Below are 21,930 nucleotides of genomic sequence, written 5' to 3' on the forward strand. Positions count from 1 at the left end.
CAACCGTTCGAGGACACTACCGACGGTCCCGGCCGAGTCGGCGGCCGGCAGTAAGCTCGAGCCGTGGCCGCCTTCGACTCCCTGTGGACCGAGATCCTCGACGTGGGTCGCGACGGCGATTCCGGAGGATATCGGCGGTTCGCCTGGTCGACCGCGGACGCGACCCTGCGCGAGTGGTTCGTCGGCGCGGCGACCACCCGTGGGATGGACGTCGAGGAGGATCGCAACGGCAACCTCTGGGCGTGGTGGCTGCCGCCCGGCTGGACCGGCGATCCCCGCGGCGCCTTCGTCACCGGCTCGCACCTGGATTCGGTACCCGACGGTGGCGCCTTCGACGGCCCGCTCGGTGTGGTCTCGGCCTTTGTCGCCGTCGACATCGTGCGCGAACGCGGCATCGTGCCGCGGGTGCCGGTGGCGGTCACCGCGTTCTCCGACGAGGAGGGCGCCCGCTTCGGGGTCGCCTGCGTCGGGTCGCGATTGGCCACCGGGTCGCTCGATCCCGACGCCGCCCGCCGGCTGACCGATATCGACGGCACGACGCTGGCCGAGGCGATGACCCGCGCCGGCCGCGATCCGCAGCATATCGGCGTCGACCCCGGGCTCGCCGAGCGTGTCGGGGTCTTCGTCGAACTGCACGTCGAGCAGGGCCGCGCGCTCGATCTGGTCGACAAGCCGATCGCCGTCGCCTCGACGATCTGGCCGCACGGCCGGTGGCGCTTCACCTTCGGCGGCGAGGCCAACCACGCCGGCACCACCCGCCTGGTCGACCGGCACGACCCGATGCTCGCCTTCGCCACGACCGTGCACGCCGCACGCTCCGCGGCCCGCGACCACGAGGCGGTCGCGACCTTCGGCAAGATCCTCACCGCACCGAACGGCACCAACGCGATCCCCTCGGAGGTCCGCGCCTGGCTGGACGCCCGGGCCGCCGACGAGGCCGCGCTGACCGCGATGGTCGACCTGATCCGGGCACGCGCCGCGGAGGCCGCCGCCGGCGACGGCATCACCCTGGAGGTCACCGCCGAATCGGTGACCCCGATCGTCGAATTCCCGGAGGCCCCGCGCACCCGACTGCGCCGCGCGCTCGCCCACCTCGGGGACATTCCGGTGCTGCCGACCCAGGCCGGGCACGACGCCGGGATTCTGGCGTCGACCGTGCCGACCGCGATGTTGTTCGTGCGCAATCCCACCGGGATCTCGCATTCGCCCGAAGAGTTCGCCACCCTCGAGGATTGCCGCACGGGGGCGGCCGTCCTCGCCGATGTGATGGTCGATTGGACCACCACCGATCACGGAGAATCCACGTGACCACTGCCCCCGCCGTTCCTGTCGCAGCGCCGCGGACGGAGTCGACCGACAGCACCTGGTGGTGCGAATATGCCTGGCTCGGCGGCGATCTCGTCGAATCCGGGGTGACGATCACGGTCGCCGACGGGTACATCCTCACCGTGACCGCCGGGACCGACGCCCCGGCGGACGCACATCGGCTGCCGGGCCTGACGATTCCGGGTATGGGCAACGCCCACTCGCATGCCTTCCATCGGGCGCTGCGGTCGCATACCCAGCGCGAGCGCGGCACCTTCTGGACGTGGCGCGACACGATGTACCGGGCGGCGGGGCGCCTCGACCCGGACAGCTACTACGCGCTCGCCCGGGGTGTCTACGCCGAGATGGCGCTCACCGGAATCACCTCCGTCGGCGAGTTCCACTATCTGCACCACGCCCCTGGCGGCACGCCGTACGCGGATCCGAACGAGATGGGGCACGCCCTGGTGCGCGCGGCGGCGGACGCGGGTATCCGGCTGACGCTGCTCGATACCTGCTACCTGTCGTCGGCACCGGACGGCTCCCCGCTGGCCGAGGGGCCGCAGCAGCGCTTCGGCGACGGCAGCGGGGTCGACTGGGCGCTGCGGGTCGACCAGTTGGCGAAGGACCTCGACGCCCACCCGAATGTGGTGGTGGGTGCGGCGATCCATTCGGTGCGCGGGGTGCCGATCGCGCAGATGCCCGAGGTGGTCGCCTGGGCGGACAGCCACCGGGCGCCGCTGCACGTGCACTCGTCGGAGCAGACCTCCGAGATCGACCGATGCCTCGCCGTTCACGGCCGCACCCCCACCGCGGTGCTGCGGGACGTGGGCGCGCTCGGCCCGCGGACCACCGCCGTACACGCCACGCACCTGACCAAGGGCGATCTGACCGACCTGAAGACCTCCGGCACCGGGGTCTGCTTCTGTCCGACCACCGAGCGCGATCTCGGCGACGGGATCGGTCCCGCCCCGGCGTTGTTGGCCGGCGGTGGACTGTTCAGCCTGGGGTCGGACAGCCATGCGGTGATCGATTTGTTCGAGGAGGCGCGGGCGGTCGAGCTCGACGAGCGCCTCGGCCGCCGCGAACGCGGGGTCATCGACGCGCAGCGGCTGCTGCGGGCCGCGACCCTCGACGGGCAGAAGGCGCTCGGGTGGGACGACGCCGGGATTCTGCGGGCCGGGATGCGCGCCGACTTCGTCGCGGTCGACATCGCGTCGATCCGCACCGCCGGCGGTGGGGCGACACCGGAGAACATCGTCTTCGCCGCCTCGGCCGCCGACGTCACCGATGTGGTGGTCGATGGCCGTCCGGTGGTCACCGAACGTCGGCATGTCACCGTGCCGGACGCGGCCGCGCAACTCGGTCGCTCGATCGGCGCTCTACTCGGCTGAGGCTCGAGATCTTCGACGCTCGAGACCTGTCGGTGGTCGGGTGCAGGATGACCGCATGATCGATCACTTCGGTATCAACTGCGCCGACCTCGACGCGGCCAAGTCCTTCTACGACGCCGTCCTCGAGCCGCTGGGCTTCGCCCGGCAGATGGACTACGGCGTGGCGGTCGGCTACGGCGTGCCGGGACATCCCGACTTCTGGATCAGCACCTTCGACGGTGTCGGCGCCAACCGGGAGAACCACTTCGCCTTCACCGCGCCCGACGCCGCGCACGTGCGCGCCTTCTACGACGCCGCGATCGCGCAGGGCGCCGAGTCGCTGCACGAGCCCCGGTTGTGGCCGGAGTACCACGAGCACTACTACGGCGCCTTCGTGCGCGACCCGGACGGCAACAACGTCGAGGCGGTCTGTCACACCGCCAACGCCGGGGACTGACACCCCCGCGCCCGGCGGTCCGCGCCGGGCGCGGTCGGTCGCGCACGCGGGCGTCGGCGTTGCGGCGATCACACCTGCCCGGCGGGCGCAGCCGTGGGGGAACACCGCGTCGAGCGGCGGGGTTATCGTCGGGTGTGGCGATTCTTCACGGTGAATACAAGGTTCCGGGCGGCAAGCTTGTCGTCGTCGATCTCGAGACCGAGGGCGACCGGATCGCCACCGCTCGGCTGTCGGGCGACTTCTTCCTCGAACCCGACAGCGCGCTCGAGGACATCAATGCCGCACTGACCGGCCTGTCGACCGACGCCGGTGTCGAGCACATCGTCGGAGCGTTGAACGTCGCGGTCCGGGACGTCGACCTGGTCGGCTTCACCACCGAGGCGATCGCCATCGCGGTTCGCCGTGCCCTCGGCTACGCCACCGGGTGGGGCGATCACACCTTCGACCTGATCGCGCCGACCGTCCTTCCCCCGGTGATGCATGTCGCCCTCGACGAGGTGATCGCCCGCGAGGTCGCCGCCGGGACCCGCCCGCCGACGATGCGCTTCTGGGACTGGGATTCGCCGCTGGTGGTCATCGGTTCGTTCCAGAGCTACCGCAACGAGATCGACCCCGACGGCGCCGCCCGGCACGGCATCGACGTGGTGCGCCGCATCTCCGGCGGCGGAGCGATGTTCATGGAACCGGGCAACTGCATCACCTACTCGTTGACCGTCCCCTCGTCCCTGGTCGAGGGGTTGAGCTTCGAACGCTCCTACGCCTTCCTCGACGAGTGGGTGCTCGCGGCGCTGGGCGAGGTCGGCGTCAACGCTCGGTATGTGCCGCTCAACGACATCGCCTCCGACGCCGGAAAGATCGGCGGCGCCGCCCAGAAGCGTTATCCCGGAGTGGTTCTGCATCACGTAACGATGGCCTACGACATCGACGCGAACAAGATGGTCGAGGTGCTGCGGATCGGCCGGGAAAAGCTCAGCGGCAAGGGCATCGCCAGCGCGAACAAGCGGGTCGATCCGATGCGGTCGCAGACCGGCCTGACCCGGGAGGCGATCTTCGACTCGTTTGCCAATACCTTCCGATCCCGTTATGCCACCAACGATTCGGCGTACACCGAGACCGAGTTGCAGCAGGCGAAGGAATTGGTGGCCGACAAGTTCGGCACCGCGGAGTGGACGCACCGAGTGCCGTGAAACCGACCGGGCCCCGAGTCCGTGGGCTGTACGGACTCGGGGCGCATCCGGGGCGAGACTCGGGCCGTTCGATCAGGCCGGTACCGCACGCTGCGGTACGCCCACGTATTCGCTCAGCGGACGGATCAGCGCGTTGGACTCTCCCTGTTCGATGATGTGCGCCGTCCACCCGGTGATCCGACTCATCACGAAAATCGGTGTGAACACTGCGATATCGAAGCCGAGCAGGTAGTAGGCGGGACCGGTGGGGAAGTCGAGGTTCGGCTTGATCCCGGTGGCGTCGAACATGGTCTTCTCGAGGATGTCGTAGATCTCCACCCAGTTGCCGCCGTTCTTCGCGGCGGCGATCTCCAGGAATGCCTTCTTCATCGTCGGCACCCGCGAGTCGCCGTTCTTGTAGACACGGTGCCCGAATCCCATGATCTTCTCTTTGTGGGCCAACTTCTCGCGCATCCACCGCTCCGCGTTCGCGGGCAGGCCGATCTCGAGCATGTCGTGCATGACCGCCTCGTTGGCACCGCCGTGCAAGGGTCCTTTCAGAGCACCGATCGCCGCGGTGACGGCGCTGTAGATATCCGACAGCGTCGAGGTGACCACGCGAGCGGCAAACGTCGAGGCGTTGAAACTGTGCTCGGCGTACAGGATCAGGGAGACCTCGAACGCCTTGACGAGGTCGCGCTCGGGCGCCTTCCCGAAGCACATGGTCAGGAAGTTCTCCGCGTAGCCGAGGTGGCTGTGCGGCGGGATCGGATCGAGCCCACGCCGGCGGCGGTGGTCGGCGGCGACGATCGTCGGCAACACGGCGAGCATGCGCAAGGCCTTGGCCCGGTTGGCCGTCGGCGAGTTGTCGTCCTCGAGGGGGTCCTCGGCACCGAGGTAGCTGATCGCGGTGCGCACCACATCCATCGGGTGGCAGTTGTCGGGCAGCTTCGCCACCAACGACAGCAGCGAACGATCGGCCAGCCTGGAGGCCCGCTCCTGCTGTTGGAAGCGCTCCAACTGTCGCGGATCGGGCAGATCGCCATTCCACAGCAGGTAGGCGACCTCCTCGAAACTGCAGTGCGCGGCGAGATCCTGGACCGGGTACCCCCGATAGGTCAGGGAGTTGGTCTCGGGCACCACCTTCGAGATCGCGGTGGTGTCGACCACCACTCCCGCCAGGCCCTTGTACACATTTGTGGTCGCATGGTCGGCCATCATTGGTCCTTGGTCAGAGTGAAGCTGAAGATGTCGGAATCGAACGCCGAATAGCGTTCGTACTGGAGCAATTCGTAGAGGCGACTGCGGGTCTGCATGCGGTCGAGCAGGCCGGATTGTGTTCCGGTGTCGTCGATCTCGCGTAGACCCGCCTCGACGGCGCCCATCGCCAGGCGCAGGGTGGTCACCGGATAGATCACCGCGTTGTAGCCGATCGATTCGAGGGTTCCCGCATCGATCAACTCGGACTTGCCGAACTCGGTCATATTCGCCAGCAGCGGGGTCGGCACCGCGGCACGGAACTTCTCGAAGTCGGCCGGGGTGGCGAGGGCCTCGGTGAAGATCAGATCGGCGCCGGCATCGGCGTAGGCCTTGGCGCGTTCGATCGCCGCGTCGATTCCCTCGATGCCCGCCGCGTCGGTGCGCGCGCAGATCACGAAGGCGTCGTCCCGGCGGGCGGCGACCGCCGCCCGCAGGCGGCGGACCATCTCGTCGGTCGGTACGACCGCCTTGCCGTCGAGGTGGCCGCAGCGCTTCGGGTTGACCTGGTCCTCGAGGTGACATCCGGCGATGCCGGCGTCCTCGAGGGCGGTGATCGTGCGGGCGGCGCTCATCGGTTCGCCGAAGCCGGTATCCGCGTCGATCAGCACCGGCAGGTCGGTGACCCCGGCGATCTGGCGACCGCGGTCGACCACCTCGGTCAGGGTGGTCAGTCCGATATCGGGCAGACACAGGTCCGCCGACAGCACGGCTCCGGAGACGTAGACCCCCTCGAACCCGATCTGCTGGATCAACGCCGCCACCAGCGGGCTGAACGCGCCGGGCAGACGCTGGATCCGACCGGAGGTCAGCCCGCTGCGCAGTGCGCGGCGCCGGTCGGCGGCCGTAACCGACGTGGCGGCGGGGAGGGCCGAACCGCCCGCGGGCAGCGGGCTCATCGGAAGAGCCCCGGCCGCAGCTGCGGGGTCCGGGCCAGAACCTCGTCGGAGACGGTGAAGGTCAGCTGATCGAGCTCATCGGCGGTCAGCTGCGCCGTGCGCTGGGCGACGTCGAGGAAGCGGTCCTGCTCGGCGGGCTCGATGACGCCTTCGGCCAGGGTGCGGAACTTGTCGATGTACTGCTCGCGGGCGAACGGTCGCGCGCCCAACGGATGCGCATCGGCGACCGCCAGCTCGTCGACGATCACCTCGCCGCTCTTCAGCGTCACCTCGGCGCGGGCGCCGAAGGCCTTCTCGTTCGGATCGGTCGAGTGGTAGCGGCGCGTCCACTCCGGATCCTCGGCGGTGGAGATCTTCTTCCAGAGCTCGATCGTGTCCGGTCGCTGCGCCCGCTCGGGTGCGTAGGACCGCTCGTGATGCCAGGTCCCGTCCTGCAGGGCGACCGCGAAGATGTACATCACCGAGTGGTCGAGGGTCTCGCGGGAGGCGTGCGGGTCGAACTTCTGGGGATCGTTGGAGCCGGTGCCGATCACGTAGTGGGTGTGGTGGCTGGTGTGCAGCACGATCGTGGCGATCTGGTCGAGGTCGCCGATCCGTTCACGCATACGCCGGGCGAGGTCGATCGGCGCCTGACTCTGGTATTCGGCAGAGTGCTCCTTGGTGTACGAGTCGAGGATCGCGCGCTTGGCCTCGCCGGGGCCGGGCAGCGGTACCTGGTACTCGGCCTTCGGCCCGCCGAGCAGCCAGGCGATCACGCCGTCCTCGCCCTCCCAGATCGGCGACGGCGCACCTTCCCCGCGCATCGCCCGGTCGACGGCCTCGACCGCCATCTTTCCGGCGAACGCCGGGGCATAGGCCTTCCAGCTGGAGATCTCGCCCTTGCGGGACTGGCGGGTGGCGGTCGTGGTGTGCAGCGCCTGACCGATCGCCTGATAGATCGTCTCGGTGTCGAGGCCGAGCAGGGTGCCGATGCCGGCGGCGGCCGACGGCCCGAGGTGCGCGACGTGGTCGATCTTGTGTTCGTGCAGGCAGATCGCGCGGACCAGGTCGATCTGAATCTCGTATCCGGTGGCCAGACCGCGGATCAGGTCCCGGCCGGAACGTCCGGTGTGCTGGGCGGCGGCGAGGATCGGGGGGATGTTGTCACCGGGGTGCGAATACTCCGCCGCCAGGAACGTGTCGTGGAAGTCGAGTTCGCGCACCGCAACCCCATTGGCCCAGGCCGCCCATTCGGGGGAGAACCGACCGGTGGTCCCGAAGACGGTGGCTCCGGGCGCGTACGGGTGCGCCTGCGCCTGGGCGCGGGCATTGGCCACCGGACGCCGGGTGACCGAGGCGGCCGCGACGGCGGCGTTGTCGATGATCCGGTTGATCACCATCTCCTCGGTCTCCGTCGGCACGTCGACCGGATCGGCAGCCACCTCCGCGATCCGCCAGGCCAGATGTTCCTCGCGGGGAAAGACCTCCGCGGAACGATGTGTGCGAACGGTGTGAATCTTCACGACCAGCGCCTCCCGGCTTTCGGTGAATATCGGTAGTGATACGCAGATTACGCAGGCACATTCGTGCAGGAAATCCCCCGCATATGTCGATTTTTGTGGAATCGGATCGCCGATTCTGCAAATCTTGCGAAATCGGCGCTGCTAGATTGGCTCGCGTGCAGAAGATGTATGCGGGCGGTCGGCTGCGCGCGCTGCGGGAGGACCGCGCCCTGTCCCAGTCCGGACTGGCCAAGCAGCTGGGTCTGTCGGTCAGCTATGTCAATCAGCTCGAGAACGACCAGCGTCCGCTGACGGTCCCGGTCCTCCTCAAGCTCAACGCACGCTTCGACCTGGACGTCGGCTTCTTCGCCCCGGAATCCGATGCCCGACTGCTGGCCGATCTGCAGGAGGTCTTCGCCGACGATCCGGACGGCTCCGCGATCACCGACGCCGAACTCGACGACCTGCTCTCCCGCGCGCCGACGGCGGCTCGGGTGCTGGTCGGATTGCATCGCCGTCTGCACGGCACCACCGAACAGCTGGAACGGTTTTCGGCGGGGATGGCGGCGTCGCCCGCCGAGCGGGCCGCCATCGCGGGCACCGACGCGGTCGCGACGAGCGGTGCCGCGACGCCGTACGAGGACGTGCGCGATTTCTTCTACGACCATCGCAACCACATCCCGGAACTCGACGCCGCGGCCGAGGCTCTGCACACCGACGGTGATCTGAATATCGGTGGGCTCGATCTACAGTTGGCGCGCCTGCTGCGGGAACGTCACGACGTCGCGGTGCGGTTCCACGTCGACGATCCGAACCGTCCGGGCGCCAAACGCCAGTACGATCCGCAGGACCGGGTGCTCACCCTGGCTCGGCGCCTGTCCGCGGGCCAGCGCGCCTTCCAATTGGCCACACAATTGGCGTTTCTCACGCAACAGGACGTGATCGACCGACTGCTCGACGACGCCCATTCCCTGCCCGACCAGTCCCGCGGCCTGCTGCGTATCGGGCTGGCCAATTACTTCGCCGGCGCGGTCATCCTGCCGTATACGCAGTTTCTGACCGCGGCCGAACGATCGCGATACGACATCGACCTGCTGTCGGCGCAATTCGAGGTCGGATTCGAAACGGTCTGCCACCGCCTGTCCACCCTGCAGCGGCGGGGGCACCGCGGCGTGCCGTTCTTCCTGGTGCGCACCGATCGCGCCGGAAATATCTCGAAACGCCAGTCGGCCACCGCATTCCATTTCTCCCGGGTCGGCGGCAGTTGCCCATTGTGGGTGGTCCACGACGCCTTCACCACCCCCGGGCGCATCCGCACCCAGGTCGCCGTCATGCCGGACGGCCGCCGCTACCTGTGGCTGGCCCGCACCACCGACGAGAGCGCCCGCGGCTATCTGGCACCGCGACGCGACTTCGCGATCGGGCTCGGCTGCGATATCGGCTACGCCGATCGTTTGGTGTATTCGCACGGGCTGCCCATCGACGAGGCGGCCGCCGCGGTACCGATCGGAGCCGGCTGCAAGGTCTGCCCTCGGGACAGTTGCACCCAACGCGCCTTTCCCCAGTTGGGGATGGCGATCGGGGTCGACGAGAACCATGCGGCCGGGGTGCCCTACGCCGCGACCGCGACCGGCTGACCCCGCCCGGCCGCGGCCGGGCGACGTGGCGCGACCCGGCGCGGCGTGCGCCGGTCACGTGCAGGACGCGGTCAGTGCAGGATGCGGTCAGTGCAGGATGCGGTCCAGCCCGGCGAGCAGACGGTCGACGTCCTCGTCGTTGTTGTACGGGGACATGCCCACCCGCAGGCCGCCCGCGTCGCCGAGCCCCAACGCCCGGGACGGCTCGAGCGCGTAGAAGCTGCTCGCCGGGGCATTGATGTTCTCCGCCGCCAGCCGAGCGGATACCTCCGCCGCGTCGCGCCCGGCGAAGGTGAGCAGCAGCGTCGGGGTCCGCCGCCGCGCCCGCGAATGCACGGTGACCTCCGGCCAGGCGGCGACGGCCGCCTCGATCCGCCCGCGCAGCCGCTCCTCGTGGCCGGCGAGCACGGACATCGAGCGAACCAGGCGCTCCCTGCGGGTGCCGTCGCCCGGCACCAACCCCGCGAGCACCTCGATCGCCGCGGTGGTCCCCGCCATCAGCTCGTACGGCAGGGTGCCGAGCTCGAAACGTTCCGGAACGACCTCGGTCGACGGGCGCAGCTTGTCCGGATGCAGCTGCTCGAGCAGGTCGGCGCGACCGGTGAGCGCCCCGCAATGCGGACCGAGGAATTTGTAGGGCGAGCAGGCGTAGAGGTCGGCGCCGAGCGCCGGTACGTCGACCGACCGGTGCGCGCTGTAATGCACCCCGTCCACATAGAGCAGTGCCCCGGCCGCGTGCACCCGCTCGGCGATCGCGGGGACGTCGGGCATCGTGCCGATCAGATTCGACGCCGCCGTCACCGCGACCAGGCGGGTGCGGGGACCGAGCGCCGCGTCGAGATCGTCGAGGTTCAGCTCGCCGGTCTCCGGGTCGAGAGAGATCCACCGCACGACCAGCCCGTGGCGCTGCGCGGCGATCAGCCAGGGCGCGACATTGGCGTCGTGGTCGAGGCGGCTGAGCACGATCTCGTCGCCGGCCGACCATCCCGCCGCCAGGGTCCGGGAGAACAGGAAGGTGAGCTCGGTGGTGCTGCGCCCGAAGACCACCGTCGCCGGGTCGACGTGCAGGAAGTCGCCGAGCGCCGCCCGGTAGGCAACGACGATGTCGTCGGCATTGCGTTCGGCGAGGTTGGCGCGCCCCCGGTTGGCCAGCGGGGCGGTCAGCGCCGCGTACATCGCCGCCGCCACCACGTCCGGCGTCTGCGTACCGCCCGGTCCGTCGAAGTGGGCGATTCCGGAGCTCAACGAGCCGAAGCCCGCCCGCAACGCTGTCGTATCGATCGTCTGCTCGATGCCGGTCACCGGTGCATCATCTCTCGTTTTCGGCGTCGGCCGGGCATTCACCGCATCCGATCCGCCGCTACCACGACATCGCCGTGACCCCGACGGCGGCGCGCCGACAATCACTCGACCACCCGGTGATCGTCGGTGACCGCTGCCCACCTACGGTGAGACGATTGCGCTCAACCCAACCGGGGACGAGCACGCCGGACAACAGACGCAACTCCGACCGACCGGCCGGTGCAGAAAGGGCTGATGCGGTGGCGGGGCCGGCGGACGCAAACGGGCTTGGTTATGATGCAGAAAAACGGGCACAATCCCGCATACCTGCTGTTTCGCCAATTCCGGAGGCCGATTCGTCTTCGTACGACCAGCCAATAACCTCGTCTACATCGAAGATGGTAGAAAAGTAGCCCAGAAATGCCACCGAAAACGTTCTCCACCAGCGCACCCGGTGCCGGTTCCGCCGATGGTTCGGTCGGCGGCGTGAAGGGCCGAGAAAAGGGTCCGGACAACGGCCGGCCGATTCGGAACGAATTCCCGGGAATGTCCGGCGTTCCGGCCGGCACGCACGCCGCTTCCGGCGACCGTCGGGCCCGCCGGATCGACGCGGCCGCGCTCGGTTCCCTGCACATCGGCGCCCTCCCGGAGGGTGCGTCGGGGTTCGTGGGGCGGGCCGATGAACTCGCGATCGTCACCGGCTGGTTGTCCTCCGGACAGCCCGGCATCCACGCCGTGATCGGGACCGCGGGCAGCGGAACGTCGGCACTTCTGGAGCAGGCCCTCGGCGATCAGGCGGCCGGCGAGGACCCGACCGGCCGGGATACGACGGCTCCCATTCGTACGGATTCCCTCCATACACCCCCCGTGCACATCGACGCGGTGGTGCGTGCGACCGGCCTGACCGCCGATCGCTGTGCCGAGTTGATCGCCCGGCAGTTCCACGACGTGGAGGCCTTCGTCCGCGTCACCGGCTACGGGGCAGCGCTCGAGCTGGTGGAGGCGCTGCGCCGCTCGCAGACCCCGGGCGACCGTCCGGCGACGATCGTCATCGACGGGCTCGACGAGGCCGACGGCCAGACACCGAGCCTCATCGAGGATCTACTGCTCGGCTTGGCGCCCTATGCGACGGTGGTCGTCTCGACCCAGCCGCTGACCTCCGGCAGCCGCACCCTGTCCGACCTACTGCTTCCGGTCGAGGTCCTCGACCTCGACGCCGAGGAGCGCCGGGAATCGACCGCCGCGGCCATTCGCGACTATCTCGGCAAGCGGCTGCCCGATCAGGACATCGACGCGATCCTCGCCGCCCACGAAGCCGCCGCCGCCCCGACATTCCTGTGGGCTCGGCTGGTCGCCGACCTGCGCGAAACGACGCCCGACGCCGACGTTCCGGACTCGATCGAGGCGGCCCTGATCGCCGACCTGGCCGCCGCCTCCGGCGATGGGGTCGACCTGCCCGACGGCATCGACGCCCCCACGCTGGCCCGCAGCCTGCTGTGCGCGCTGACCGGGGCCTTCGGCGGCGGATTCCCGCGCCCGGAGTGGATCGCGGTCGGCTCCGCGTTCGTCGGAACCGACCTGGACGACAGCCACATCCGCTGGGTCCTCGACCGGCTGGGCCGTTGGATTCGCGCCGGTACCAGCGATCCGAGCCACCCCGACAGCGCCGAGACCACCGTCTACGCGCCGGTCCATCACAGCGTGCACCGGTTGCTCGCTTCGGATCCCGAGGCCGACGCCGAGAGCCCCTTCGATCCGGTGGCGGTGGTCGTCTGGGAGGCGCTCGCCGACCGCTACGAGTCGCTCCTGCAGACCGGCACGCCGGCCCGCGAGGCGTACTACCTGTGGGCCTACTGTCAGCGGCACGCCCGCGAGGCCGGTGTCGTCGGCCTGGAACGGCTGCGGGCGCTGGCCGAGATCGATGCCGACCTCGGCGACGACCTCGCCTCCGTGCAGACCCGGGTCGCGGCCGGCCTGGGCCGGTTCGGCTACCGGGACGAAGCGTTGACCCTCGTCGAGGACGCCGTCCTGCAGCACCGCGCGCTGGCCGCCGAGGACGCGACCCGGCTTCCGGAGCTGGCCGAGGCGCTCAACGCGCTCGGCAATCACTTCTGGTCGGCCGGTCATCCCGCCGAGGCGCCGGACGCGATCGGCGAGGCGGTGCGGCTCTACCGCAACGTCACCGCCCGCAACCGCGCCTACCTGCGCAGCTTCGCCCGCGCCCTCAACAACCTCGGCGTGCGCTACAGCGGCCTCGGGCGCCCCCTGTTCGCGGTGGCGCCCACCGAGGAAGCGGTGCGGCTGCGCCGCAACCTCGCCACCCGCAACCCGGCCTACCTGGGCGATCTCGCCGGCGCGCTCAACAACCTCGGCATCACCTACGACGACGTCGGCCGCACCGCCGACGCGATCGCGCCCAGCGAGGAGGCCGTCGAGCTCTACCGCAGCCTGGCCGCCCGCGACGCCGCGTATCGGTCCGATCTGGCGATGGCGCTCAACAACCTCGGCACCTGTTACGGCAATCTCGGTCGGCACGCCGACGCCCTCGCGCCGGCGGGTGAGGCGGTCGAGCTGTACCGCGAGCTGGTGGCCGACGACCCGACCCGCATCCCGGATCTGGCGATGGCGCTGAGCAACCTGGGCAACCACCACAGCAAGCTCGGCCGCCCGGAGGATGCCCTCGGCCTGGTCGAGGAGTCGGTGGAATTGCGCCGCGAACTGGCGGCCGACTTCCCGGCGCAGCTGCCGAACCTCGCCAGCGCGCTGAACAACCTCGGCAACCGGTACAGCGAGCTGGGCCGCCGCGACGATGCGGCAACCCCGGCCCGCGAGGCCGCCGATATCTACCGCACGCTGACCGAGCAGGATCCGGCGCATCGCCCCGGTCTGGCCACCGCCCTGAACAATCTGGGCAATCACCACAGCAAGGCCGGCCGGCATGCCGAGGCGCTCCCGCCGACCGAGGAAGCGGTGCAGTTGCGCCGCGAGCTGGCCGCGCAGAATGCCGCGCACCTGCCCGAACTGGCGCGCGCGCTCAACAACCTCGGCGTGCGATTCGGCGCGGTGGGCGACTTCGGCGACGCGTTGGCGGCCACCGAGGAGTCGGTCGACTGCTACCGGACGGTCATCGCCGGCAATCGCGCCCACATCCCGGGCCTGGCCATGGCGCTCAACAACCTGGGCACCCGGCGGGCGGAGAACGGCGACAACCCCAATGCGCTGCGGGCCGTCGCCGAGGCGAGCGACCTGTACCGGGAGCTGGCCGACCGCAACCGCGCCTTCGCCCCCAATCTGGCGATGGTGCTGCGCAATCTCGGCCGCCGGCATGCGGACGTCGGCAACGACGGCGCCGCTATCGCGCCGACCGAGGACGCGGTGGACCTCTACCGTGAGCTGGCCGACGAGAACCCGGCATACCAGGCGGATCTCGCGGTGGCGCTGACCGATCTCGGGCAGCGGTACGCCCGCTCGACCCGCATGTCGAATGCGCCGGCGGTGGTCGAGGAGGCCGTGGCGATCTACCGCGACCTCGCCGAGCACGACCCGGCCTATCAACCGGATCTGGCGGCCGCGCTCAACGATCTGTCCGCGCACTACGCCGAAGCCCTGCACCGCTCGAACGCGGTCGCCCCGGCCGAGGAGGCGGTGGCGATCTACCGCGACCTCGGTGCCGCCTTCCCGATCCATCGGGCGGACCTGGCGATGGCGCTGAACAACCTCGGCGTCGCCTACGACGACGTGGGGCGGCGCGACGATGCGCGCACCGCGACGCAGGAGGCGATCGAGCTGTACCGCGACCTGGCGCAGGACGATCCGTACTACCGGCAGGACCTCGACGGAGCGCAGCGCAACCTGGACCGGTTCGGCAGCTGAACCGGGCGCGGTCGCCGGGTCAGTGGGTGAACTCGCCGTGTCCGGCTCGGGGCAGCGGTGTGCTGATCGAGTCGAGGTAGCGCACCTGCGCGCGGATATCGCCGAGCAGCGCCCCGGCCAGGTCGCGGCTGAAGCCGTTGCGCACGACGATGCGTTGGACGGTCAGATCGGCCAGGTCGTCCGGCATCGGGTAGGCGGGCACGAGCCAGCCGCGCAGCCGCAGCCGCTCGGACAGGTGGTGCAAATCCCAGGTGCCGGGGTGGTCGGCCCGGAGGCGCCACGCGAAGACCGGGATATCGGTCGGGTGGTTCCACAGTTCGAAGGGCCCGATATCGGCGATGCCGTCGGCCAGGAAGCCGGCGACGTCCAGTGACGCCTGCTGGACCTTGCGGAAGCCCTCCCGTCCCAGCCGCAGGAACAGGTAGTACTGCAGCAGCACCTGGGCGCCGGGCCGCGAGAAGTTCAGCGCGAAGGTCGGCATATCGCCGCCGAGGTAGCTGACCCGAAAGATCAGGCTCTCGGGCAGATCGGCGCGGTCGCGCCAGACCACCCAGCCGATGCCGGGGTAGACCAGGCCGTACTTGTGCCCGGAGGTGTTGATCGACGCCACCCGCGGCAGCCGGAAATCCCAGACGATCTCGGACTGGCAGAACGGGGCGATCATCCCGCCCGACGCCGCGTCGACGTGGATCGGCACATCCGGCCCGCCGGCGGCGGCGATCGCGTCGAGCGCCGCGGCGATCTCGCGGACCGGCTCGTAGACCCCGGTATAGGTCACGCCGAGGATCGCGACCACGCCGATCGTGTTCTCGTCGACCCACCGGTCGAGGTCGTGGCCGTCGAGCATCCGGTGGTCCTCGCTGATCGGCACGTACCGCGGCTCGACCTCGAAGTAGTTGCAGAACTTCTCCCAGCAGACCTGCACCGCCGACGACATCACCAGATTGGGCCGCTCGGTGGACGCGCCCTCGGCCCGGCGCCGTTCCTGCCAGCGGCGTTTGAGGGCCAGCCCGCCGAGCATCGCGGCCTCGGAGGAGCCGACGGTGGAGGTGCCGATGCTCGACGTCGGGTCGGGCGCCTGCCACAGGTCGGCGAGCATGGTCCAACAACGGGTTTCGATCGCCGCGGTCTGCGGGTACTCGTCCTTGTCGATCATGTTCTTCGGCGCGGCCTGCAGATAGATGCGCTGCGACTGGTCATCCATCCACGTGGTCACGAAGGTCGCCAGGTTCTGCCGAGCGTTGCCGTCGAGCATCGCCTCGTCGTGGACGATCTGGTAGGCCGCGTCGGCCGGGGTCTCCAGATCGGGGATCCGCAGTTGGGGCACGGTGGCGGTGGTCTCCGGGCCCGCGAACAGCGGGTTGACCGCGACGTCCTCGATGAAATTGACGCCGCGGCCGCGGAAGTCGAGCGGCGAGGGGTTGTCGGTATCGCTCATGAGGTCCGATCCTGGTCTGTGCCGGTGACGGCGGCAAGGATCGCCACCGGCCACCGACATGAACGGTTGGGCGTATCGGACAGTCCGTGCCCGGGCCGACCGGTTACCGATCGTCGAGCAGTGCGTCCAGGCAGAGCCGGAGGGCGACGGCGACCTCGTCGATGCTCAGCGGTGTGGGCCGGCCGTCGGTCACCGCGTCAGGATCGGTCTCGGCGCCCACCCGGGCCCGCCCGCGGCTGCGAATGGCCGGGATGTGGACAAATCCGCCGGGGATCCCGAGGGTGGCGACCTGCCGGGCGATCCGATTGCAGACGAAGGTGCCCGCATCGTGCGACACGTGGGCGGGGACGCCGGCGGCCCGGATCGCGGCCACCGCGCCGGCCGGCCGGTAGGGCAGATCGATCCATTCGGGCCCGGCGTCGATCGGAGCGGCGGTCGGCCGATCGCCGACGTTGTCGGGGATTCGGGCGTGCATGACGTTGCGGGCCCGCGATTCCGGGGTGACCGCGGTGCGCCCGCCCGCTTCGCCGACGGCCAGGACGGCGTCGGGGCGGTGCCGTTCGACCAGGTCGCGCAGGGTGATCGGGGCGGCGGCGAAGCTGACCGGCAGCACCGCGGTGGTCATCCGCGCCCCGCTCCAGCCGACGGCCAACCGGTCGACCGCGGCCAGGGCGGCGTTCTCGCTGTCCCCGCCGAACGGTTCGAATCCGGTCACCAACAGGCGCATCCACCCATCCTGCCCGTGTCGGCGGCAGGGCGCCCCGGTGGCGTGTGCAACCGTTCCCCTCTTCGGCAAGCCGCGACGATAATCTCCTCGGCCCCGCACTCCTGCAGATGTACGCACACCGCCCGCCGATACGGTGGCGTGGTGGTCGACCTCGATCCCAACGACCTGCCGATCACCGATACGGGAGCGCCCGCGATCGGCGGGCTGGTGTCGACGGCGCGCTTCGGCCGCCTGCCCGATGGGCGGGAGGTGGTGGTCAAGCGGGCCGGCGACCGGGTCGGGGCCCTCGAGGAGCTCGCGCACGAAGCAGCGGTTCTGCACCTGCTCGCCGGGCGTTGTCGGGCGCCGGCCGTCGTAGCCGAGGGACCGGACGTCCTGGTCCTCGAGCGGTTGACCGGTCGGGTCGAACTGTCGGCATGGTCGCCGCGGCTACGGGACCGGTACGTGCGGATGCTGGGCGAGATCCACGACCTCGACGGAGCGGTCGCCGAGGTACTCGAGCCGTGGTCGACATGGGTGGAACCGGATGCGGAGCCACCGGACTGGTCGGCCGATCCCGGACTGTGGGCCGAGGCGATCGAGCTGGCCGGAAGCGAGCCGCCGCCGGCGCGGGCGGTGTTCTGCCATCGCGATATCCACCCGGGAAATGTGCTGGTCGACGGGGCGGACCCGCGGATCACCGGGGTGATCGACTGGGGTGCGGCGGTGGCGGCGCCGGCCGCGGTCGACCTCGCACATCTCGCGCACAATCTCGCCTGTCTACACGGCGTCGATACCGCTCGCGACATGGTGGCGGCCTATCGGGTCGCGGCGCAGCGACGGGGCGTGGCGGTCGACGACCTCGACGATCCGTACTGGTGGGCGCACGAGATCCTGTCCTGGTTGCCCGATCCCGCGCACATCCTGCCGCCCTGGTCGCCGGCGCGGCCGGACCTGACCGCGCCGCTGGTGCGCCGCCGCTCGCAGGATCTGCTGCGGTGGGCGCTCGCCCGCTGATCCGCGCCGCGTACGCGCGGGTACGCCTCGGGACGGTCCGGAGAAGCCCCGGGGAAAGCTCGGACCGGGGGCGCGTTCGGCTCAATCGGTGGACAGGTCGCGGTCCAGTCGATCGAGCAGATCGACGGCCGGACCGGCGTATCCGCTGATCCAGCGGTCGTAGATCCGTTTGATCGGCACTGCGGCCAGGTGGTTCCAGCGTTCCCGCCCGCGCCGTTCGACCAGCACGAGACCGGCGCCCTCGAGCACCCGCAGATGCTGCATCACCGTGCACCGATCGAGGGTCGCGACCTCGGCGCACAGCGCCCCGGTGGTCCTGGGGCCGTCCTTGAGCCGATCGAGCAACTGCCGTCGAGTCGCCGAGGCCAATGCCTTGAACACCGCGTCGTCGTCCGCGGAAGCGGCCGGGTCCGCCGCGGGGCTTCTCGAGGCGGATGACATGTTGTATTTTTACAACATGTCTGAGTCCGATACCACCACGACACCGTCGGGTGTCGACACCGGCGTGCGTTTCCGGGTCTCCGGCCGCATCGGTCGCCCCGTCGGGGAGGTCTTCGAGGCCGTCGCGAACCCCGGCGAGCTCTCGCGGTACTTCACCACCGGCGGCGCGCAGGGGCGACTGACCGCCGGCGCCACCGTGACCTGGGATTTCTCCGACTTCCCGGGAGCCTTCCCCGTGCAGGTCGTCGAGGCGATCGAGGGCGAGCGCATCGTGTTGCGCTGGGATCCGAGCCCGGGGACCACCCCCGACGACCGGCCGACCACCGTCACGATGACCTTCGCGCCCCTCGACGACGACACCCGAACCCTGGTGACGATCACCGAGGAGGGCTGGCTGGACACCGAGGCCGGCCGCACCGCCTCCTACGGCAACTGCGAGGGCTGGACCGGGATGCTCTGCGCCCTGAAGGTGTGGACCGAGCACGGGATCAACCTGCGCGAGGGCTTCTACATCTGATCCCCCGCCGAGGTCCGAGCCGACCGGGGAGACCGCGCGGACCGATCGTGGTTACCCTGCTGGGGTGAAGCCGTTCCTGCTGTTGGCCACCCGCGCCGAGGATGTCGCCGCCGACGGCGAGTACCGGGCGTTCCTGCATCACTCCGGCCTCGAGCCCGAGCAGCTGATCCGCCATCGGCTCGAACGCGATCCGCTGGGCACGATCGATCTCGCCGACTACTCCGGGATCATCCTGGGCGGCAGCCCCTTCAACGCGAGCGAGCCCGAGGAGTCCAAGAGCGACGCGCAGCGCCGCGTCGACACCGAGCTGAGCGATCTGCTGGACATGGTCGTCGCGGAGGACTTCCCCTTCCTGGGCGCCTGCTACGGGGTGGGCACGCTCGGTCTGCACGAGGGCGCCGTCGTCGACGACACCTACTCCGAACCGGTTGGCGCGGTCGATATCTCGCTGACCGACGCCGGCCGGGAGGATCCGCTGCTCGCCGGCCTGCCCGATACCTTCGAAGCCTTCGTGGGCCACAAGGAGGCGGTCAGCACCCTGCCGGAGCATGCCGAGTTGCTGGCGAGTTCGCCGACCTGCCCGGTCCAGATGTTCCGGGTCGGCACCAATGTCTACGCCACCCAATTCCATCCGGAACTCGACACCGAGGTGCTCTGTGACCGGGTCGACGTTTACCGCAACGCCGGCTACTTCCCGCCCGAGGACGCCGAACAGGTCAAGCAGGCGGCCCGGGCGGCCGATGTGCGGCACCCCTTCGCGGTGCTGCGCACCTTCGTCGAGCGCTACGCGCGCCAGTCGCTCCCGGCCCGTTCGCAGGCCGGCGGCGGCCGCGCCCCCGCGGCGTCGTCGAGCACCGACGAGTCCTGGGCCGCCTTCCGCTGATCGCTACCGGGAGCCCCGCGTAGCGACGGTCGAGGACGTCCTAGGGTGGATGGATGACCGATCTGCTCGCGCGGGTTCACGAGGTGTTGCCGTCGGTACGCCGTGATCTCGAGGCCCTGGTGCGCATCCCGTCCGTCAGCGCCGACCCGGCCCGCGCCGATCAGGTGCAGCGCAGCGCCGAGGCGGTGCGCGATCTGCTGGCCGCCGAGGGCTGCGAGACGCAGATCATCACCGCGGGCGGCGGTCCCGCGGTCATCGCGCACAAGCGCAGCGCCCGCGCGGACGCGCCGACGGTGCTGCTCTACGCGCACCACGACGTGCAGCCGGAGAACGACCCGGCCGAGTGGGATACCCCACCGTTCGAGCCGACCGAGCGCGGCGACCGGCTCTACGGCCGCGGCGCCGCCGACGACAAGGCCGGGGTTGCCGCCCATCTGGGCGCGCTGCGCATCCTCGGCGACGACCTGCCCGTGCACGTGACCGTCTTCGTCGAGGGCGAGGAGGAGGTCGGCTCGGAATCGTTGCCGGCGTTCCTGCGCGACTACGCCGAGCAGCTGAGCGCCGATGTCATCGTGATCGCCGATTCCGGGAACTGGGATATCGGCACCCCGGCGTTGACGACGAGCCTGCGCGGCCTGGTGCGCGCCGACGTCGAGGTCCGCACGCTGACCCACGCGGTGCACTCCGGGATGTGGGGCGGACTGGTCCCCGATGCGTTGATCGCGCTGAGCCGGCTGATCGCCTCGCTACACGACGACGCGGGCGACGTGGCGATCGCCGGACTGTTCGCCGGCCCGGCCGCCGATGTCGACTACCCGGAGGAACGGCTGCGCGCCGAGTCCGGGGCCAATCCGGGGATCGAGTGGATCGGCACCGGTTCGGCGGTCGCGCGGCTGTGGACCAAGCCGGCGCTGTCGATCACCGGCCTCGACGCCCCGAAGGTCGACGGCGCCTCGAATACCCTCGTCCCGGCGGCGCGGGCCAAGATCTCGCTGCGTATCGCGCCGGGCGACACCACCGACAACGCCCTCGCCCGGCTGCGGGAGCACTGCGAGAAGCATGTCCCGTGGGGCGCAAAGCTGACCTTCACCCCGGTCGATGTCGGCGAGGCGACCTCGATCGACGCGACCGGACCGGTCTACGACGCCGCCCGCGCCGCGTTCACCGAGGCCTGGGGTGGCGTCGAACCGATCGACATGGGCGTCGGCGGGTCGATCCCCTTCATCGCAGAATTCGTCGACACGTTCCCGAACGCGAAGGTGCTGGTCACCGGGGTCGAGGACCCCGATACCCGCGCGCACGGCGCCAACGAGGGGCTGCACCTCGGCGAGTTCGAGCGGGTCCTGCACGCCGAGGCTCTGCTGCTGCGCAATCTGGGGCAGCTGCCGAGCTGACCGGACCGGCGGCCGCGGATGAGCTCCACGGCCGCCGGCCGGCCGAACGTCAGTCGTCGGTGATCTTCAGGAACCGGCGCAGCGGCTCGACGCCCTCCATGACCGGCGGCGGTCCGGAGACGAAGGTCTCCGGGGTCACCACCACGCGCTGGACCTCCGCCGATTGCCCGCGACGCTGGTCGATCTCGGTGCCATTGTCGCGGTAGCCGACCTTGCGCGAGACCGCCAGGGACGGCCCGTTGTCCGCGAAGGCCTCCGACTCGAGCCGCAGTGCGCCCAGACCCTCGAACCCGAAGCTGCACACCATCCGCCGCATCCGGGTGCCGATGCCACGGCCGTGGAATCGAAGCCCCAGCCAGGAGCCGGTGGTCGCGGTCCGGGTGATCGGGAAGTTCGTCGCGGAGATGTCCTGCAGGCCCGCAGCCTCGCCGTTCACCCGCACCAGGAACGTCAGCTGCCACTTCTCGGGCACCACCCGGGCCGGACCGGTCCCGATGTGGCGAAACGTCTGCGCGGGCAACTCCTCGGCCGGCACATCGGTCCACGACGTCGCGAACGGCATGTACTCCGGGTCGTGCACGCCGCCGAGGGCGACGTCGACCAGTTCGGGAGCGTCCGTTTGGCGAACGATGCGCATCTCGATGTCCTCGCAGCGCAGCACTACGCCGAAGGGCGGCCAGATCTCCTCGATACGCATGCCATCAGGATCGACGCCGACCTGTGTCCGGTTCAACCGAATTTTGCAGTGTTGCGTTCTCGCCCGAACGTGTGGCTATGAGACCCTTGACACAGCCTTCAATCGGGC

At 70.1% G+C, this 21,930-nt stretch carries 18 protein-coding genes; 10 read left to right on the top strand and 8 right to left on the bottom strand.

Annotated elements, in window-relative coordinates:
* Positions 1-63 precede the first annotated feature (63 nt).
* The 4 genes from MB1_RS08820 (at position 64) to lplAB (ending at position 4,322) form a co-directional block, all read left to right on the top strand.
* Entirely contained in the window at positions 64-1,308 is a 1,245-nt protein-coding gene (locus MB1_RS08820) for an allantoate amidohydrolase (protein WP_066905859.1), read from the top strand.
* A complete protein-coding gene (locus MB1_RS08825; protein ID WP_066905861.1) occupies positions 1,305-2,699 on the top strand; it encodes a formimidoylglutamate deiminase in 1,395 nt (464 codons plus the stop codon). The genes MB1_RS08820 and MB1_RS08825 overlap by 4 nt, the downstream gene beginning before the upstream one ends.
* Before the next feature lie 55 nt (positions 2,700-2,754).
* The gene (locus MB1_RS08830; RefSeq protein ID WP_066906267.1) at positions 2,755-3,135 is read left to right on the top strand and encodes a VOC family protein; all 381 of its coding nucleotides are present in this window, start codon (positions 2,755-2,757) and stop codon (positions 3,133-3,135) included.
* Between the two features lie 134 nt (positions 3,136-3,269).
* Positions 3,270-4,322 (top strand): lipoate-protein ligase LplAB, encoded by a 1,053-nt coding sequence (lplAB, locus tag MB1_RS08835; protein ID WP_245650110.1) that lies wholly within the window; start codon positions 3,270-3,272, stop codon positions 4,320-4,322.
* Between the two features lie 72 nt (positions 4,323-4,394).
* Here lplAB and MB1_RS08840 read toward each other — a convergent pair whose 3' ends face one another.
* From MB1_RS08840 to prpD, 3 genes are read right to left on the bottom strand one after another with little or no spacing between them, the layout of a single operon-like run.
* Positions 4,395-5,519 carry a bifunctional 2-methylcitrate synthase/citrate synthase gene (locus MB1_RS08840; protein WP_066905864.1) on the bottom strand — a complete coding sequence of 375 codons (1,125 nt, stop codon included), beginning with the start codon at positions 5,517-5,519 and terminating at the stop codon, positions 4,395-4,397.
* Positions 5,519-6,457, bottom strand: coding sequence for a methylisocitrate lyase (gene prpB, locus MB1_RS08845; RefSeq protein WP_066905866.1), 939 nt, complete (start codon positions 6,455-6,457; stop codon positions 5,519-5,521). The genes MB1_RS08840 and prpB overlap by 1 nt, the downstream gene beginning before the upstream one ends.
* The gene (prpD, locus tag MB1_RS08850; protein ID WP_066905868.1) at positions 6,454-7,959 is read right to left on the bottom strand and encodes a 2-methylcitrate dehydratase PrpD; all 1,506 of its coding nucleotides are present in this window, start codon (positions 7,957-7,959) and stop codon (positions 6,454-6,456) included. The genes prpB and prpD overlap by 4 nt, the downstream gene beginning before the upstream one ends.
* A 155-nt stretch (positions 7,960-8,114) precedes the next feature.
* Here prpD and MB1_RS08855 point away from each other — a divergent pair, with 155 nt between their 5' ends.
* Positions 8,115-9,575: a short-chain fatty acyl-CoA regulator family protein gene (locus tag MB1_RS08855; RefSeq protein WP_174531942.1), complete on the top strand. Its 1,461-nt coding sequence runs from the start codon at positions 8,115-8,117 to the stop codon at positions 9,573-9,575.
* Between the two features lie 87 nt (positions 9,576-9,662).
* On the opposite strand, the gene MB1_RS08860 is transcribed toward MB1_RS08855, so the two are convergent.
* Positions 9,663-10,877, bottom strand: a complete 1,215-nt coding sequence (locus MB1_RS08860; RefSeq protein WP_218000214.1) for a cysteine desulfurase-like protein — start codon at positions 10,875-10,877, stop codon at positions 9,663-9,665.
* A gap of 525 nt (positions 10,878-11,402) precedes the next feature.
* Between MB1_RS08860 and MB1_RS08865 the strand changes: the two genes are divergently transcribed.
* Positions 11,403-14,729, top strand: coding sequence for a tetratricopeptide repeat protein (locus MB1_RS08865; RefSeq protein WP_169801627.1), 3,327 nt, complete (start codon positions 11,403-11,405; stop codon positions 14,727-14,729).
* A 19-nt stretch (positions 14,730-14,748) separates the two neighbouring features.
* Here MB1_RS08865 and gad read toward each other — a convergent pair whose 3' ends face one another.
* Both gad and MB1_RS08875 read right to left on the bottom strand, forming a co-directional pair.
* Entirely contained in the window at positions 14,749-16,167 is a 1,419-nt protein-coding gene (gene gad, locus MB1_RS08870) for a glutamate decarboxylase (RefSeq protein ID WP_084351264.1), read from the bottom strand.
* 103 nt (positions 16,168-16,270) lie between these two features.
* Positions 16,271-16,894, bottom strand: a complete 624-nt coding sequence (locus MB1_RS08875) for a pyroglutamyl-peptidase I (RefSeq protein ID WP_066905872.1) — start codon at positions 16,892-16,894, stop codon at positions 16,271-16,273.
* Between the two features lie 141 nt (positions 16,895-17,035).
* Between MB1_RS08875 and MB1_RS08880 the strand changes: the two genes are divergently transcribed.
* Positions 17,036-17,890, top strand: coding sequence for a phosphotransferase family protein (locus MB1_RS08880; protein WP_169801628.1), 855 nt, complete (start codon positions 17,036-17,038; stop codon positions 17,888-17,890).
* Between the two features lie 81 nt (positions 17,891-17,971).
* Here the strand turns inward: MB1_RS08880 and MB1_RS08885 are convergent, their stop codons facing one another.
* A complete protein-coding gene (locus MB1_RS08885; protein ID WP_066905876.1) occupies positions 17,972-18,331 on the bottom strand; it encodes an ArsR/SmtB family transcription factor in 360 nt (119 codons plus the stop codon).
* A gap of 16 nt (positions 18,332-18,347) precedes the next feature.
* Here MB1_RS08885 and MB1_RS08890 point away from each other — a divergent pair, with 16 nt between their 5' ends.
* The 3 genes from MB1_RS08890 (at position 18,348) to MB1_RS08900 (ending at position 21,125) form a co-directional block, all read left to right on the top strand.
* Positions 18,348-18,848, top strand: coding sequence for an SRPBCC domain-containing protein (locus MB1_RS08890; protein WP_066905879.1), 501 nt, complete (start codon positions 18,348-18,350; stop codon positions 18,846-18,848).
* A 64-nt stretch (positions 18,849-18,912) separates the two neighbouring features.
* Positions 18,913-19,731 (top strand): glutamine amidotransferase, encoded by an 819-nt coding sequence (locus tag MB1_RS08895; RefSeq protein WP_084351268.1) that lies wholly within the window; start codon positions 18,913-18,915, stop codon positions 19,729-19,731.
* Positions 19,732-19,784: 53 nt separating this feature from the next.
* Complete coding sequence (locus tag MB1_RS08900) at positions 19,785-21,125, top strand: dipeptidase (RefSeq protein WP_066905881.1); 1,341 nt, start codon at positions 19,785-19,787, stop codon at positions 21,123-21,125.
* A gap of 49 nt (positions 21,126-21,174) precedes the next feature.
* On the opposite strand, the gene MB1_RS08905 is transcribed toward MB1_RS08900, so the two are convergent.
* Positions 21,175-21,822 carry a GNAT family N-acetyltransferase gene (locus tag MB1_RS08905; RefSeq protein ID WP_066905883.1) on the bottom strand — a complete coding sequence of 216 codons (648 nt, stop codon included), beginning with the start codon at positions 21,820-21,822 and terminating at the stop codon, positions 21,175-21,177.
* Positions 21,823-21,930 lie beyond the last annotated feature (108 nt).

The organism is Millisia brevis NBRC 105863 (assembly GCF_001552615.1).
GTDB classification, from domain to species: Bacteria; Actinomycetota; Actinomycetes; order Mycobacteriales; family Mycobacteriaceae; genus Millisia; species Millisia brevis.